This is a genomic window from Vulcanisaeta sp. JCM 16159 (genome assembly GCF_001316265.1).
Lineage (GTDB): Archaea > Thermoproteota > Thermoprotei > Thermoproteales > Thermocladiaceae > Vulcanisaeta.
The window spans coordinates 73,085-87,254 of the sequence record NZ_BBDN01000007.1; the positions used below are offsets into that span (position 1 = coordinate 73,085).

The 14,170-nt window shown below is 44.0% G+C and carries 19 protein-coding genes, 1 tRNA gene and 2 pseudogenes; 10 read left to right on the forward strand and 12 right to left on the reverse strand.

Annotated features, from left to right (window positions below; genetic code table 11):
- The first annotated feature begins 76 nt into the window (after positions 1-76).
- The gene (locus JCM16159_RS07950) at positions 77-784 is read left to right on the forward strand and encodes a hypothetical protein (protein WP_243666361.1); all 708 of its coding nucleotides are present in this window, start codon (positions 77-79) and stop codon (positions 782-784) included.
- Here the strand turns inward: JCM16159_RS07950 and JCM16159_RS07955 are convergent.
- Positions 781-981, reverse strand: coding sequence for an ATP-binding protein (locus tag JCM16159_RS07955; protein WP_054857482.1), 201 nt, complete (start codon positions 979-981; stop codon positions 781-783). The two genes, JCM16159_RS07950 and JCM16159_RS07955, sit on opposite strands and share 4 nt — an antisense overlap.
- 120 nt (positions 982-1,101) lie before the next feature.
- Here JCM16159_RS07955 and proS point away from each other — a divergent pair.
- The 3 genes and pseudogenes from proS to JCM16159_RS07970 form a co-directional block, all read left to right on the forward strand.
- Positions 1,102-2,545 (forward strand): annotated as a pseudogene (proS, locus tag JCM16159_RS07960) (proline--tRNA ligase); the annotation flags it as partial.
- 159 nt (positions 2,546-2,704) lie between these two features.
- Positions 2,705-2,959 carry a hypothetical protein gene (locus JCM16159_RS07965; RefSeq protein WP_243666362.1) on the forward strand — a complete coding sequence of 85 codons (255 nt, stop codon included), beginning with the start codon at positions 2,705-2,707 and terminating at the stop codon, positions 2,957-2,959.
- A gap of 181 nt (positions 2,960-3,140) precedes the next feature.
- Positions 3,141-3,338: a hypothetical protein gene (locus JCM16159_RS07970; protein ID WP_054857484.1), complete on the forward strand. Its 198-nt coding sequence runs from the start codon at positions 3,141-3,143 to the stop codon at positions 3,336-3,338.
- 4 nt (positions 3,339-3,342) lie between these two features.
- On the opposite strand, the gene JCM16159_RS07975 is transcribed toward JCM16159_RS07970, so the two are convergent.
- The 6 genes from JCM16159_RS07975 to JCM16159_RS07995 form a co-directional block, all read right to left on the reverse strand.
- Positions 3,343-3,942, reverse strand: a complete 600-nt coding sequence (locus JCM16159_RS07975; RefSeq protein ID WP_054857485.1) for a hypothetical protein — start codon at positions 3,940-3,942, stop codon at positions 3,343-3,345.
- A gap of 163 nt (positions 3,943-4,105) precedes the next feature.
- Positions 4,106-4,711, reverse strand: a complete 606-nt coding sequence (locus JCM16159_RS07980) for a cytidylyltransferase family protein (protein ID WP_243666363.1) — start codon at positions 4,709-4,711, stop codon at positions 4,106-4,108.
- A gap of 105 nt (positions 4,712-4,816) precedes the next feature.
- Complete coding sequence (locus JCM16159_RS07985; protein WP_054857486.1) at positions 4,817-5,326, reverse strand: Lrp/AsnC ligand binding domain-containing protein; 510 nt, start codon at positions 5,324-5,326, stop codon at positions 4,817-4,819.
- A 151-nt stretch (positions 5,327-5,477) separates the two neighbouring features.
- Positions 5,478-5,645, reverse strand: a complete 168-nt coding sequence (locus tag JCM16159_RS16225; RefSeq protein WP_243666364.1) for a hypothetical protein — start codon at positions 5,643-5,645, stop codon at positions 5,478-5,480.
- Entirely contained in the window at positions 5,639-6,427 is a 789-nt protein-coding gene (locus tag JCM16159_RS07990; RefSeq protein WP_243666365.1) for a cobalamin biosynthesis protein, read from the reverse strand. The genes JCM16159_RS16225 and JCM16159_RS07990 overlap by 7 nt, the downstream gene beginning before the upstream one ends.
- 15 nt (positions 6,428-6,442) lie before the next feature.
- Positions 6,443-7,033 carry a hypothetical protein gene (locus tag JCM16159_RS07995; RefSeq protein WP_243666366.1) on the reverse strand — a complete coding sequence of 197 codons (591 nt, stop codon included), beginning with the start codon at positions 7,031-7,033 and terminating at the stop codon, positions 6,443-6,445.
- Positions 7,034-7,077: 44 nt separating this feature from the next.
- On the opposite strand from JCM16159_RS07995, the gene JCM16159_RS08000 reads away from it, so the two are divergent.
- The 4 genes from JCM16159_RS08000 to JCM16159_RS08015 are packed head-to-tail and all read left to right on the forward strand — an operon-like array spanning position 7,078 to position 9,930.
- Entirely contained in the window at positions 7,078-7,857 is a 780-nt protein-coding gene (locus JCM16159_RS08000) for a hypothetical protein (protein WP_243666367.1), read from the forward strand.
- A gap of 12 nt (positions 7,858-7,869) precedes the next feature.
- Positions 7,870-8,271 carry a hypothetical protein gene (locus JCM16159_RS08005; RefSeq protein WP_054857488.1) on the forward strand — a complete coding sequence of 134 codons (402 nt, stop codon included), beginning with the start codon at positions 7,870-7,872 and terminating at the stop codon, positions 8,269-8,271.
- A gap of 5 nt (positions 8,272-8,276) precedes the next feature.
- Positions 8,277-9,248 (forward strand): NAD-dependent epimerase/dehydratase family protein, encoded by a 972-nt coding sequence (locus JCM16159_RS08010; RefSeq protein ID WP_054857523.1) that lies wholly within the window; start codon positions 8,277-8,279, stop codon positions 9,246-9,248.
- Positions 9,235-9,930 carry a uroporphyrinogen-III synthase gene (locus JCM16159_RS08015; RefSeq protein ID WP_243666368.1) on the forward strand — a complete coding sequence of 232 codons (696 nt, stop codon included), beginning with the start codon at positions 9,235-9,237 and terminating at the stop codon, positions 9,928-9,930. The genes JCM16159_RS08010 and JCM16159_RS08015 overlap by 14 nt, the downstream gene beginning before the upstream one ends.
- On the opposite strand, the gene JCM16159_RS16230 is transcribed toward JCM16159_RS08015, so the two are convergent.
- The 3 genes from JCM16159_RS16230 to JCM16159_RS08025 form a co-directional block, all read right to left on the reverse strand.
- Positions 9,897-10,064: a TrkA C-terminal domain-containing protein gene (locus JCM16159_RS16230; protein WP_243666369.1), complete on the reverse strand. Its 168-nt coding sequence runs from the start codon at positions 10,062-10,064 to the stop codon at positions 9,897-9,899. The genes JCM16159_RS08015 and JCM16159_RS16230 overlap by 34 nt on opposite strands.
- Positions 10,065-10,188: 124 nt before the next feature.
- On the reverse strand, positions 10,189-10,914 hold the full coding sequence (locus JCM16159_RS08020; RefSeq protein ID WP_243666370.1) for an ion channel: 726 nt from the start codon (positions 10,912-10,914) through the stop codon (positions 10,189-10,191).
- 59 nt (positions 10,915-10,973) lie between these two features.
- Positions 10,974-11,070 (reverse strand) — tRNA-Val (locus tag JCM16159_RS08025).
- A gap of 93 nt (positions 11,071-11,163) precedes the next feature.
- On the opposite strand from JCM16159_RS08025, the pseudogene kdgK reads away from it, so the two are divergent.
- Together kdgK and JCM16159_RS08035 are read left to right on the forward strand one after the other, a co-directional pair.
- Positions 11,164-12,128, forward strand: a pseudogene (gene kdgK, locus JCM16159_RS08030) (bifunctional 2-dehydro-3-deoxygluconokinase/2-dehydro-3-deoxygalactonokinase).
- A 33-nt stretch (positions 12,129-12,161) separates the two neighbouring features.
- Positions 12,162-12,803 (forward strand): TrkA family potassium uptake protein, encoded by a 642-nt coding sequence (locus JCM16159_RS08035; RefSeq protein ID WP_054857490.1) that lies wholly within the window; start codon positions 12,162-12,164, stop codon positions 12,801-12,803.
- Here JCM16159_RS08035 and JCM16159_RS08040 read toward each other — a convergent pair.
- Both JCM16159_RS08040 and JCM16159_RS16235 read right to left on the reverse strand, forming a co-directional pair.
- Positions 12,778-13,902: an APC family permease gene (locus tag JCM16159_RS08040; RefSeq protein ID WP_243666413.1), complete on the reverse strand. Its 1,125-nt coding sequence runs from the start codon at positions 13,900-13,902 to the stop codon at positions 12,778-12,780. The genes JCM16159_RS08035 and JCM16159_RS08040 overlap by 26 nt on opposite strands.
- Complete coding sequence (locus JCM16159_RS16235) at positions 13,821-14,105, reverse strand: hypothetical protein (RefSeq protein ID WP_243666371.1); 285 nt, start codon at positions 14,103-14,105, stop codon at positions 13,821-13,823. The genes JCM16159_RS08040 and JCM16159_RS16235 overlap by 82 nt, the downstream gene beginning before the upstream one ends.
- Between the last annotated feature and the right edge of the window lie 65 nt (positions 14,106-14,170).

Below are 14,170 nucleotides of genomic sequence, written 5' to 3' on the forward strand. Positions count from 1 at the left end.
AGGCCTCTGAGGTTTAATGGTGATGAGGAACTCGGGTTTTACTGATGAAGCCCATCTTTAATATGGGCATCATTATATGGTCATTGTGGACTTGGTGCTTTACGTACCGAGGATTGAAGCATCAATGCCCATACTAAGGAATATACTATTGATGACTGCTAAGCGATATAAGGCATTGGCACTACCATTGCCTAAGGAATTCTGCAGATTGGCTATTATGAATCCAGGCGAGTCCTTTAGGCTCCTTACGGGACTTGGAAGTTCATTCGCTAGGCTTTGGGGTTGGGTGCCGGCATTCCTTAGGGATATCATGGTTATCGAGCCTTTAACTACCCTTGATTGCTATGATAGTATTGATAGGCTTAGGAGATCTGTGGAATTAGGCGTTGAGATTGCTAGGTTAGTAATTAGGTTTAGGCTTAGTGGTAGGGTTGATTATGACGAGTGGTTAAGGCTTTTTAGAAGGAATACGATTTCCTTGGTACCGCCGGATCGACCTGTTGTTGTGATCGATGATTATGCGTATTTCATAGAGAATTATACCAGGGTTAGTAATGTTATTTTGCTAGGGCCGTTGATACCGACGCTCATTGATCTGGTGGCGCTTATATCAAGTGGTAAATTAAGCATTGATTACCTGGCTGAGGCCGTTAATTATGCCATTGGTTACATAGGGGATTACGTGGTTGTGAGTAGGGATTTAACGGAGGCGTTTTTACGGTTGATCAATAACCGTGAATACATGAGCTTCGTTAGGTCGGCAGGATTACCAATAATTACTTAGTACTGCGTGGGTATAACCCTGATTGCCGAGTATGGGCAGTTACTTTGGCAGGAGAAACACCCTGAGCATAATGAATCATTCAGTACCCGTGCCTTATCCCTTAACCTGCCTGTTAATACACCCTTTGGGCACACGGTCCAGCATATCCCACATCCAATGCAATTACTCAGTACTTCAATCCTTAGTCTAAAATTCATTAGTGAGGACAATTACGCTTGCTTAAATAGTTACTGCCTAGTTTCAGGGGCACAATGCTTTTAAGACCTCACTTACTCAATCGTCGAGGTGATCTTTATTGCCAAGCTACAACTCATCAAGTCTGGGAGAAGAGACCTAGGGAGAAGTGGAGGAACTTCACTGACTGGTTTAACTGGGTTATAATGGAGACGGAGGTTTATGACTATAGATACCCAGTGAAGGGCGCGTATGTCTGGAGACCGTATGGTGTGAAGATTAGGAGGCTCGTTGAGTCATACGTCAGATTTGTCCATGATGAGACGGGGCATCAGGAGGTGCTGTTCCCCGTTTTCATACCCTACGAATTCTTCTCAAAGGAGAGCGAGCACATTAGGGGGTTTGAGAACGAGGTCTTCTGGGTAAGTAAGGGTGGTACTGGTGAGGAGAGGCTTGTGCTAAGGCCTACCAGTGAAACGGCAATGATGCCCATGTTCAAATTATGGATTAAGGACCACACAGACCTGCCATTCAGGGTTTACCAAATAGTTAGTGTGTTTAGGGCTGAGACTAAGGCCACTAGCCCATGATTAGGCTTAGGGAGATATCAATGTTTAAGGAGGCCCATACGGCACATGCAAATAGGAGGATGCGGAGAGGCAGGTTAGGGAGGCTGTGGAAATTTACAAGAAGATATTTGATTACTTGGGAGTACCCTACCTAATCAGTCAAAGGCCCGAGTGGGATAAGTTCGCGGGTGCCGTGTACACGATAGCCTTTGACACGGTAATGCCCGATGGAAAAACAATGCAGATTGGTACCGTTCATTACCTGGGCACTAACTTCTCGAGGGTCTTCGATGTTAAGTACTTAACGCCAAACGGTGATTGGGAGTACGTGCATACCACGAGCTATGGAATCTCAGAAAGGGTTATTGCGGCGATGATTGCAGTGCACGGTGATGATAAGGGCCTGGCATTACCGCCCAACGTGGCGCCGATACAAGTCGTGATAGTCCCAATAATGTATAAGGGCACGGAGGAGGCTATAATGAGGGAGGTTAGGTCAATAACGGAGGAGTTAACAAACGCTGGTGTTAGGGTTAGGGTTGATGATAGGACCGATAGGACGCCTGGTTGGAAGTATAATTATTGGGAGATGATGGGTGCACCGCTCAGGATAGAGGTTGGCCCTAAGGACGTTGAGAATAGGCAGGTTGTCCTGGCCAGGAGGGATACTATGGAGAAGTACGTTGCGCCGCGTGAGGGAATTGCCGATACAGTTAGGGAATTGCTTAATGCAATAAATGATAACATGAGGAGTATGGCATGGGAGTTCCTGAGGTCCATGACGGCTAAGGTAACTACAGTGGACGAGGCCAGGAAGCATCTTGACAGTGGCGGTGTCGTTGAGGTTCCCTGGAGTGGCGATAATGATTGCGGAATGAGGATACAGCAATTGCTCGATGCTGATGCATTGGGCGTGCCTATGGATGAGGATGCGAGTAAGGACATTGGCGGCTTAAAAGACCTGGCATGCGGTGATAAGCAGGCGAGTTACTGGTTAAGAGTTGCGAGGAGGTATTGAGTCAAAAACCTTATAATAACTTGACATGCTTGGTTGTTTTGATGAAGACCTCATTACTAATTGCGGTAATACTAGTGGTAGTGGTGGTTGCCGGTGCCGTCGCGTACCTTGCCATATCAATGAACGAGGCCCCAATCAGCTCTCCTAAATGCTAAGAGGTTGTTTTCGAGGAATGTCACGGTGACTTACGACTTCGTGATTGGTTCAACATTTATGATAAATAATATAGTTCAGGGTGTACCTAATGTTCCATTTCCGTCAGGACCGTTGATGGGCATTATTACGATTTCTAGAACACCGGTAGATGATGCAATGGTGATAAACGGCACATTAGCAATTAGGCACTATATAGGGTCGGTATTAACTTTGGCCTGGCGCTTTGGAGGTATGGCAATGAGTATTGCTACGCAATAGCATTTAATTTCATGGGTCAACAAACAGAGGCTCATTGTGTACCTTACATAAATCTCACTAAGTACGTAGTACTCACCCTAAATGAAAGCAAGTACATAGGGAGGGTAGCTGGAATGGTAAGACCACGTACTGTTTCACGGCGTCAATGTCATTAAAGCCAAACCAGGGTGAGCTACAGGGAGTGCCTATGGTGATTAATGTGACGGAGATATGCCTATTAAGTAATGGCGTGCCGACGAACATAACGATGTACATATACCCAGCGCGCCAGGGTATGGTTGGTAATGTACTCATGAACATAAATATGACACTAATTAACTACTCATTCACGTTTAATCAGAACGAGTTCTCACAAATAACGAGGGGGCTTGTTCCATGATCCGCTATGCCCTGTGACGGGACCTTAGGGAATCACTGCACCAATCTAGTGGCTTTTTAATCCTCCTTAAAGCGTCACTTATTTCGGGGTATTGGTACGTCATTATGAATAAGAAGTATTCCTTAACGCCATAGTTAATCCTAATCACAAATCCGCCGGGGCCGTAGATGGGTGGCATGAAGGTTAGGGGTGGAGGTGGTATTGGCGGTGGTGGAGAAGGTGATGATTGCGTAGGTGGTATATACTCAATAATGCACGGATTAAAGTCCTCAATACTCATTTTATACTCGTCACCATCATATGTGAGGAATGATACGTAATCATCATATATCGTGAGTTCTGTAATTAGGGATTTACGCCATTTAATTAACTTCATTGTTCTACGTAGATTACCCACGAATATTATTAGGAAGAATAATTGAAGTATGAAAATAATTATTAGCCAAGTAATCTGGCTCAGCATCATGCTTAATAGGGTTCTTGGTATTAACATAAAGGTCATAACATCAAATAAAACCCAAAATAGGACTATGATGAATAGGACCGCCATGAAGCCGGTAAGGCTAAGGGGTGCGGATTTAATCCTAAGTATTGGCTCACCCATGTGGGGATCCTTAAATAAATCCTTAAATAAATAATTTGCATTGGGCAATAGTGATTAGGGTAATGAACTGCCTTGACCGAACTTATTACTTACGGCCTTGAGTATCTTTGTCGTGCTGCATAGCGGGCAGTCTACATAGTCATTGAACCTAATGACCTCGATATTACCCAAATCCCTCTTTTTTTAATTCCTCCCTTAATGAATTCTCATTAAACGGCTGATTGGGCCCGAGCAGTATTATATTTGGTCTCTCCTCCTCAACAACCCTAAACATGTCACCTTCATAGCCAAGCCTAGCCTTATGAACATAGACAATATTACTAATAACCTCCAACCTCTGGTTTTCGGGTATTACCACGTCCCTACCCTTGATCTTCTTAACCGTTGAGTCACGGGCAATAACCGCGACGACACGGCCGAGGGTCCAGGCACGTCTCAGGTAGGCTATGTGACCTGGGTGTATTATCTCAAACGTGCCTGCCACGAACACCTTATTCTGAGCCCTCTTGATCAAGTCATCAGTCCTACTCCAATTAAAATGGGCCATTCCAAGGAGCCTCAACGCATCGAGTAAGCCCTCGGCGTAGGCTATTGTCGCCAGTGCGGTAAATTGGTCACCCCTTGATAGGTAGTAGATCGAGTCCTTTAGGTATGCCCTGGCTATCTCGATTACTTCATTCTTAATGCCCTCCTTCTCTATTTGATCAAGTGCGTTGGCCACATTCCTTATGTATGCATCAATCCTTATTTCAGGATTGACGGCCTCCATGGTATTACGTAATGCCTAATCCCTATATGGTTAATAAACCTTCCAGCGTAATAATAAGGAGATTACCGCCGTAATGTTTAATCAGTATGTGATCAAGTGATGCTATCATTCTCTGAGTGTTTCCAGGGATATGAAGGTTTTTGTATCCTCAATACCTTCCATCATACTGAGTACACGTAGTATATCGTTAACGTTGACCTCCCTGGTTATTAGTATTAAGTCATAATCGCCTGAAACCCTGTAGGCCTTCTCGATGGGTAACTCCTTAATCTTTTCGTAAATTATTGTCCTATATCGAGGCTGGACCTTAACGAGTATTATCGCTTCATTGGAGCTCATCCTCAATACCCTAAGTGCCTTGTCAGTGACGTCAACGAATTCACGGCCAGTCCTTATCAACCCAAAGTCCTTAAGTTTCTTAAGGTGAACACTGAGTGCTTGCCTAGTCATCCCCAGCTCTCTGGCTAGTTCATCCTGGTCGGCATATACTGTGTATACCTTAAGTGGGACAGCCTTTTTAAGCAGGTATTGAAGTACTTGCAGCTGTCTCTCTGTTAGTTGTCTCTCAATCTCGGCCGGTGTTGTCTCTCCACTTGATGTGGTTATGGAAGCCATAGTAATCTACCAAATGGGTATGTAGCTCTAGTATAAAAAGGTTATTCCTAAATATTATATGTGACCTATCACACACTCCGCCGTAAAAAAATAAAGGCTATTAATTACATACTGGTAATAATTTAATTATCCATTATGTTGAAATTTTTCACTAAATAAATAATGGTATAAAGAACACTCTAAGGATTAAAGACGCTGAAATAATTATTAACGTGATAATAACTGCGAAGTCGAATAATTTAATTGCTAATCTTAACTTAGCTGCGTCAGGCACCATTATGCCTCCATTAATTCTATACACGCCAACCTTCTCTAGCATGATCTCCAGGCACCAGCAAAGGATGCCATGGGCCAACCCGAATTAATACTTTTCACGTTATCGTGTTCGTGAATAGCCACTTTGATACTATTCCTCCAGTTCAACCCCATTAATGCGGATGCCACCGCGATTATTACTGAGGACAGCCTTGCGGGTATATAGTTCAGCACGGTATCAACCCTGGCGGAAAACCAACCAACATCCTCATACGGCCACCCCTTATAACCAACTACCGAATCCATGGTATTGGAAAGCCTCTGTAGCAAGGCTCCTGGTAAACCAAGCAATGCGAAGTAAAATAGTGGTGAGAGGATACCATCGACGAAGGACTCAGCGAGACTTTCAATAACGGCAGATATTAGGTGGGGAGTATCCAAATCCCATACGTTCCTCCTGACTATTTCCTGGGTCAGCATGCGGGCCTTGTCTAGATTTCCTGACTCAATATTCCTTAATATTCTCTTGGCATAATTTCTCATTAATTTTATGGAAAATGTCAATTTCAGGATATAGGCATAAACTATGATCCCCACCACGACATTAACCATTATTAAGATGCGCGGTATTAAGTAGTAAATGATCATTATTGGGATAACGGAAATAAACCATAATAATATTCCAAAGAGCTTATTACCTGGCTTAAATAGTTTGAATGCAATATTGCCACTAATAACCACGGGATGTGTTTTTATGAATATGCCCCTGGGCTCGCCAAGCACGGTATCAAGTATTACCGAGGCCATTAGTATCACAACGTAGTATAGCATTAATACCTCGAGCATGGTTGTCTCACAAAGTTACCCTATTGGCCTTGTGTTTTGTACGAGCCATGGTAATAAATCTCTGAAATACGTTATAAATGTCTCGAGTTCAAACAAAGGTCTCAACACCTCAGTTTTTCGACAAGTCTCACTTACTGTAGTTAAAATTTCCCTATAAATCACGCCCTTCGTAAAAACCACAGGCACTACCTTACCTGGGCAATGATGCATCAAGTAATTCCTGATTGTAGGCTCAATCTTGAGGAAGGCAATATCACGGATATTTAGCCTACTTACGTCATTGAGGAACCTTGGGTCATTATCACCGTGAAGCACATATAAGCCAGGTCCAAGGCTCAGTAGGAAATCCCTCACACGTGGCCACCTAAGTAATGGTGGTGCCTCGAAACCTGTCATTGTAACTGCCTGGTCATAATCCTTACCATAACCGATGAACAATGGTATATATACATCACCGCTCACCTCATTTATTAAGGGTTTAGAAAATGAGGTAAATGCATAGTCAATGCCAACTCTATCCGCGAAATGCTTTACGCTATTTATGTAACCGGGGTCCCGCGATCCATGAAGCACAATAACAATCCTCACATGGTGTCGATAACCCACTTAATGAAATGCATATTAAAAACTTAATACCCCATGAACCAGGAATGAGCATGAGAATTAAGGTCTCGACACTTGTACTCTATTATCCGGCCGTACTAATGATCGCGGCATTAAGCACGTTAATCGCAGTGCTAGTGCCAAGTTACTACGCCCTACTCCCAGAGTTTATATTATCCATGTTGTTTATTTACGTGTTGGCCAGGTTACGTAGAGGACTAGGCATTAACTACGCCTATGTGGTAGTTGTAGCAATAATAGTACTGATTAGCTACGCGTCAGTTTTCCTGATAAGGCCTGGTCTTATTTTGAATAAGGCATTTATGGAAATGAGGCAGAGTATGGTTAAGGGCTTTCTCTACGTTATTATTTACTTACTCGTATCATTACTGCCCGATAGTGTTGCAGATCTAGTCGGTACATTGCCCATTTTTATTTTTATAACCGCCATTGCCGTGCTAGAGCTCAGATTGAAGTATTACCTACTGACCAGTGTTCTAACTGGTATGGTTGGTATTGGTTTTTCTACGGTAATTCTAACCCTAATATACAACAGGGTTATTGTGACTTATGGATTATCAGCAATGACCATGGGGTTGCTGGGTGCTGTTTTAATGGCGTCATTAATAAACATTGTAAGGGGACCAATTAGGCTTATGCATGCCTTCAATTTTCTAATAATGCTATACATGGCGTATGAATCACTGTGGTTATTAATACCAATACCGCCCGTGCTTGTGATAGGTAATATTGGTATTAATAGGCTTGGTCACTTTATAAGTTTTCTCGCTGGGGTTATTATTGCAATATTTATAACCCAAGGGTAGGGATACCACTTAATGAGTAGGGTGCAGGGAGTTAAGGCATGGCACATTTTATATGGGATAAGCCTACTACTGTACCTAATCAATGCGAGCCTAACTATTTACATTCAATTTGAGTATTACGTAAACCCGAGCTTCATAGAACCCGTGATGGCTCTTTTACCTCCAACATACGTATCCCAGTTAAATGGTGATTTCCAACTTGGCCTTTTTGGGATAGTGGGTACCGTATCGATAATTCTAGTGCTAATAATGATGTACATAGTAGTTAATGCATTGCAAGGTAAAGCTCATGAGGTAGGTAAATCCATAAAGGTGACTTTACTGGTCTTATTCATAATACAGATTTTCCTAGGTAATGTTGGGCTTATACTTGGGTTAATAATTGGCCTTATTAGTCTCGCGTTAATGAGGTGATCAACATAACGAAGTTACTTGTGACGGGTGGTGCCGGTTTCATAGGCTCTTTCTTAGTGGAGAGACTTGTGGAGGAGGGTTTCGATGTGCTTATTATTGATAACCTAAGTTCAGGTGAGTTGAATAGGCTTAGGAATGTTATTGATAGGGTTAAGTTCATTAAGGATGACCTAAAGAACTTAAGCGACCCCGGGGCATTTAGGGGCGTTGACACGGTGTTTCACCTAGCGGCTAACCCAGAGGTTAGGATATCAGTAACCGAACCCAGGATACACTTTGACGAGAATGTTGTGACTACGTTTAACGTGCTTGAGTTATCCCGTAAGTACGGGGTTAAGAATATCGTGTACGCATCATCAAGTACTGTATATGGCGATGCCAAGATCATACCAACACCTGAAGATCATCCAATACAGCCAATAAGTGTCTACGGTGCTGCCAAGGCGGCTAGCGAAATTATGTGCGGAACCTACGCAAGGCTCTATGGAATTAACTGTGTGGTCCTCAGATATGCGAACATCGTTGGGCCTAGGCTTAGGCATGGTGTAATCTACGACCTACTAATGAAGTTGAAGAAAAATCCAGGTGAGCTTGAGGTCCTTGGTGATGGCACGCAGGAAAAATCATACCTATACATAACCGATACTATAGACGCCACATTAAAGGCTTGGGAATATGCCGTGAAGAACGGCGGTGCTTACACGTACAATGTTGGGAATCGGGACTCAATAAGTGTTAGGGATATAGTGAGCATAGTCATCAAGGCATCCGGCTTCAACCCAAGAATCAAGTATAAACCAGCAACACCAGATGGGAGGGGCTGGCCTGGCGATGTTAAGCGAATGTTATTATCAATCGATAAAATAATCAGGGAGGTCGGCTGGAGACCAAGCATGAGCAGTAGGGAGGCTATCGAACTCACCGCCAAGTCACTGGCTGAGGAGCTTGGTGTTGGTAATGAAGGTGCTCATTCTTAGGGCCTCGGGAAAGATCAGGCCAATTCACGTTAATGGCGTTGACGTAATTCAAGTACCAGTCATTGATATCGTACCCAATGAGGACGTGATTAGTAAGGTCTCACTTAACGGTGTTAATTACGTGATCATAATGAGCACTACCGTGGTGAGGTACGTTAGCGAAAAGCTACGGCAGTTAAATAATGACGTGAAGATAATCGGTGTTGGCCCACAAACATGTAACGAGGTGGAAAAACTGGGTGTTGCATGCATAGTGCCTAGGGAGTTCTCGAGCTATGGTATAATAAATATGATGCGTGATTTACCGCGTGGTAAGGTCGTGGTGTTAAGGTCACTGAGGGGTAATAATTATATCATTAACGAACTTAGGAAACTCAATTACGATGTAATTGAGTATGGACTCTACGATGTGAGGCCAAACCCCGTGGGTGTTGAAATTACGTGCAAGCTCATTAATTACGTTGACTATGTCATCTTCATGAGCCCCATGACCTATGAGGCAGTGAGAAACTGCGTCAGGGATAAGCTTAGGGGTAAGTCCGTTATAGCCATTGGTAGGGTTACGGAAAGCTACATGAGGAGTGATGGCATAAATCCCCTAACTCCAAGTGAGTACACGCTAAATGGTGTTTTAAGGCTATTGGTGGGTCACTTAATGATGAGTAATGAATCGCCTGGCTGAATCACAAAATCATTACCTGGGTTAAGAATGACCTCACCATTCCTGATCACACCAATGACTAAGTAATTCAACCTAGACTTAACCAATTGCATGACCTCCATGAACAGCCTCCCAACATACTCGCTGGCCTCCATTAAGCCAGGTTACCCCTGTTAATTATGTTCATTAATACTGAGGATAACCCACGATCAAAGACCTCATTGGCTATCATAACAGTCGTGAAGGAGCCCAGGGATATCACGGAATTAGCACCGGCACTCAGGCATAGTCCCTATCAGCCTCATTAAGAACCTCAGCAATTATGTAAGCGTTGGGGTTCAACTTCCTGACACTCATGGTTAACAATATAACCTTCGCATCCGCGGCCTTGACATCAACATCATTAAATGGGAGTATAACGACGGTGGAAGCCCTATCTACGCCAGCCCTCAATAAGTCATTGGCATTAAATGGATCGCCATGAACAAACTCAACATCACTAGGTAATGACGGCGGCCTATCGCCATTACTTATATATAGAATATCAACGACCTCACTCCTCCTACTCATTAATTCCTCAATAACATTAATAACCCTCAACGACCTATCAGCATCACCAATAATAATGACATGCCTACCCTTTGAGGTTGCGTGATGACCCATACTCCTCGTTATCGCCATGTTCGTTAGTTCCGTGGCTATTGATGCAGTTAATAGACTTATCGTAGCAATACCCACAGGCATAATAACCATATCCACCAACTTTCCAAGGTATGTATTAGGGACGACATCGCCATAACCAACGGTCGTTATGGTCTCCATAACAAACCAAACAGCATTAAAGTAATTATTAAACCCAGGGTTCTTGCCGTGCTCGATTAGATACATTACGAGAGCACCAACAAATAAAATAACCAGGAATAGAATTAACGAATAAAACACAACGCTTCGAGTAACCCTACGAAGCTTCTTCAAAATCCTTAGAACAGTGATGGGTATTACCATAGCTAAAAAGATCGGACCAATTACTTTAATAAACCTAATCAAATGATCACATAATACCGTGGTGGGCCCGCCGGGACTTGAACCCGGGATCTCCCGCGCGTCAGGCTTGTACGGGGCATCAGCCCTGGGCATCCTACCAGGCTAGACTACGGGCCCCGTTGATTCCTTAACTGTGTTGTTTTTAAGGTTTTAGCTTCCTTGAATTTGTTAGAGTAATTCCTTAATAAATGCCGTGATTACCTCACTTTAATGCCCGAGGTTGTGGCTTTGGGCGAGCCCTTGGTTCAGTTTAATGCCGTTACCGATGGACCGCTTAGGCACGTTACTTACTTCGAGAAGCACGCAACGGGTACTGAGGCCAACGTGTGCGTTGCCTTGGTTAGGCTTGGTGTTAGTTGTGGGTTGATAACTAGGCTTGGTGCTGATGAGTTCGGCCTATTTATCTATAATTGGCTTAGGGGTGAGGGTGTTGATGTTAGTCATATTAGGTTCGACTCTGAGAGGCCCACGGGCATATACTTCGTCCAGAGGAATTATCCGATACCTGGCGTCAGCGATGTGCTTTATTACAGGAGGGGTTCCGCAGCCTCGGTCCTAAGCCCTGATGATGTGGACCCGGACTACGTTGGTAGCGCCAGGGTTTTTCACACGACAGGCATAACCATGGCTATTAGCGACACCGCCAGGTCAGCGGCATTTAGGGGTTTGGAGATTGCCCGTGGTAAGGGTGTCACCACGTCATTTGATGTTAATTATAGGAGGAAGCTGTGGGTGCGGGTGGAGGACGCGATTAACGTGCTCTCAAAGGCGCTTAATTTCGTGGATATTGTGTTCCTTGACGAGGATGAGGCCAACCTATCACTTGGTGTGTCTGTGGTTGACGATGTGTTTAGGGAGTTACGTTCGAGGTTTGGCATTGATAGGATTGTGCTTAAGCTTGGCGTTAAGGGCTCGGTGGCGTATTGGGAGGGTAAGATCGTTAAGGTCGATGCCTTTAGGGTCCCTGTGAGGGACCGATTGGCGCTGGCGACGCCTACGCCGGGGTTTTCCTTGCATCAATACTTAGGGGTCACAATGTGGAGAACGCCATGAGGAGGGCTTCGGCAGCGGCTGCGATGGTGGTGATGGTTAGGGGTGATGAGGAGAACCTGCCTAGGGAGGATGACCTGAGGAGGTTTCTTGAGGGCTATGGTAGGCAGGTTGACCTTAGGTAAATCGGTTTTTAAATACAGCCTTGCTTAAGGCTTGTGCGTAAGGCGTTAATTATAGGGATAAATGAGATAAGTGTCGTAGTTGCTAGGCTATTGGTCGGTAATGGCTATGATGTGGGTATGATAGCGGGTAATGAAAATGAGGCGAAATTGGGTAGGGGCGTCCCTGCCTATGTCTATGTTGGTGATCCAAGGGATGAATCAATACTCAGGAATGCCGGGATTGATGAGAGCGAGGTTGTGGTTCTATCAATGGATGATGAGTCCAACCTGGAGGTTGCTAGGATTGCGAAGTCGAGGGGTGTACCAACAATAATAGCATTGGTTAGTAATAAGGAGAAGTATCTCGATTCATTCATTGAGTTAGGCGTCTACGCAATACCTATTGTGGACGCCATCCTATCGAAGATTGCTCATTATTTAAGGTTGCCATTTAAGCAATTGCTTTATTCCGATGATAAGGTGCAGGCATACTATGTCGTGATTAGTTCTGAGTCACCATACATAAACCAGGAGGTCAGGGGTATTGCTAGGAAGTGTGGTGTAGCGATACCATTGATCATAAGGGGTGAGGATGTGATAGTTAGTGATGAGGAGGTTAGGATTGAGGCAGGTGATAAATTACTTATTGTTGGTGCGTCGGACTCCGTGGTTAAGTGCATCGAGAAGATCTATTAAGCATGTACAGTAACATGCCTATGGATAACCATGACAGCACTACTAACACATATATCGACTTAATTATAATTATGAGAATTATCGAGAATGTGTATATGGCGATACCGATAATTGACACAATAGGTATTTCCAACCGTCTTATGACTATGCCAGGTATCCTGAAGTAGCGCATTAAGTGAGGTTCCTTATTTCTGAATATTATTAGTGCGATCATAGTCATTAAGTACACCATGGTCGAGGCTATTGCGTAGGAGTCCGCGATAAGCTCAACACTGCCTGGCATCACGAATAACATTGCTATTAATGATGAGATTATTATTGCTAAATGGGGTGTTCTATACCTACCATGAACACTACTTAACCTGCCCGGTAACAAGCCGTCTTCACTCATTACGTAGATGCTCCTTGAGAAGTCCACAATGCCGGCATTGACGGATATGAGGAGCACTATTGCTATTGATATTGAGATATAGGCGGATAAATACGTATTATTGAGTAAGTACCTGGCCAGGGCACCTATGGGATCACCAGTATTGCTGGAGACAGCCGTTAATGCGCCTGATAGTATTGTTAATAGTGATATTAGTAATGCCACGGCGGTTGATAACGCGGAGACACTAATTATCGCCCTTGGCACTGATATGTAGGGAGTCATGGCCTCCCCCGTCGATTGTGCAATCACGTCGATGCCCGTGTAACCCCTAAATGAGTATGTCAATCCATGAATTAAATAAGCATAATTGAATGACAACCTGGGCATAGTAATCCCACGACTAATTACCAGGTAGTAACCGAGCACTAATAATGTCATTATTCCAAGCAAATCAATTGTTAGTAGGGTTAGGTTAAAGCGTGCAGAGGCCTTTATCCCAAGTATATTTATCACCATGATCATTACTATGACTAGTATTGACAATACAGAATTAATAGGCCATCGCGAGACAAGGGGGATCATTGCACTGAGGTAATTAATTGTACCTAAGGCGCCATAAGCAATCATTAGTATTTGGTCGAAGCTCAGTAACCAACCTGCAATAAAGCCCCAGGTATCGCCCAGTTCACGATGGACGTAGTAATAGGCGCCGCCGGTCCTTGGTATTGCACTACCAAATTCGGCATAAGCAACCCAACGAGCCATAGGGATAGGGACCCCAGGAACATAGTTACTGGCAGTAATGGACCTGAGTTCAGCGCCACTATGCCGAGTGTGAAGTAGTATGTTGATGACACATCTGAGTAGCCGAGAGCCAGCAACTCCAAGGTGCTTAGGTCCCTCTTTAGCCACGCAATTCTCTCCCTCATGACGGTGGCTCCGCCGGTTTCAACAATTTAAAAATAGTAGTGGTACTTTCCACGGATTTTCCACG

What these genes read in the sequence shown, in the direction of transcription:
- JCM16159_RS08005 (WP_054857488.1), top strand. Translation starts at nt 7,870, where the DNA reads ATGAGTAGGGTGCAGGGAGTTAAGGCATGGCACATTTTATATGGGATA.
- JCM16159_RS08020 (WP_243666370.1), bottom strand. Translation starts at nt 10,914, where the DNA reads ATGGTAATACCCATCACTGTTCTAAGGATTTTGAAGAAGCTTCGTAGG.
- JCM16159_RS16230 (WP_243666369.1), bottom strand. Translation starts at nt 10,064, where the DNA reads ATGGAGGCCAGCGAGTATGTTGGGAGGCTGTTCATGGAGGTCATGCAA.
- JCM16159_RS07980 (WP_243666363.1), bottom strand. Translation starts at nt 4,711, where the DNA reads ATGGAGGCCGTCAATCCTGAAATAAGGATTGATGCATACATAAGGAAT.
- JCM16159_RS16235 (WP_243666371.1), bottom strand. Translation starts at nt 14,105, where the DNA reads ATGAGGGAGAGAATTGCGTGGCTAAAGAGGGACCTAAGCACCTTGGAG.
- JCM16159_RS07975 (WP_054857485.1), bottom strand. Translation starts at nt 3,942, where the DNA reads ATGGGTGAGCCAATACTTAGGATTAAATCCGCACCCCTTAGCCTTACC.
- JCM16159_RS08000 (WP_243666367.1), top strand. Translation starts at nt 7,078, where the DNA reads ATGAGCATGAGAATTAAGGTCTCGACACTTGTACTCTATTATCCGGCC.
- JCM16159_RS07985 (WP_054857486.1), bottom strand. Translation starts at nt 5,326, where the DNA reads ATGGCTTCCATAACCACATCAAGTGGAGAGACAACACCGGCCGAGATT.
- JCM16159_RS16225 (WP_243666364.1), bottom strand. Translation starts at nt 5,645, where the DNA reads ATGCTAGAGAAGGTTGGCGTGTATAGAATTAATGGAGGCATAATGGTG.
- JCM16159_RS07950 (WP_243666361.1), top strand. Translation starts at nt 77, where the DNA reads ATGGTCATTGTGGACTTGGTGCTTTACGTACCGAGGATTGAAGCATCA.
- JCM16159_RS07990 (WP_243666365.1), bottom strand. Translation starts at nt 6,427, where the DNA reads ATGCTCGAGGTATTAATGCTATACTACGTTGTGATACTAATGGCCTCG.
- JCM16159_RS07955 (WP_054857482.1), bottom strand. Translation starts at nt 981, where the DNA reads ATGAATTTTAGACTAAGGATTGAAGTACTGAGTAATTGCATTGGATGT.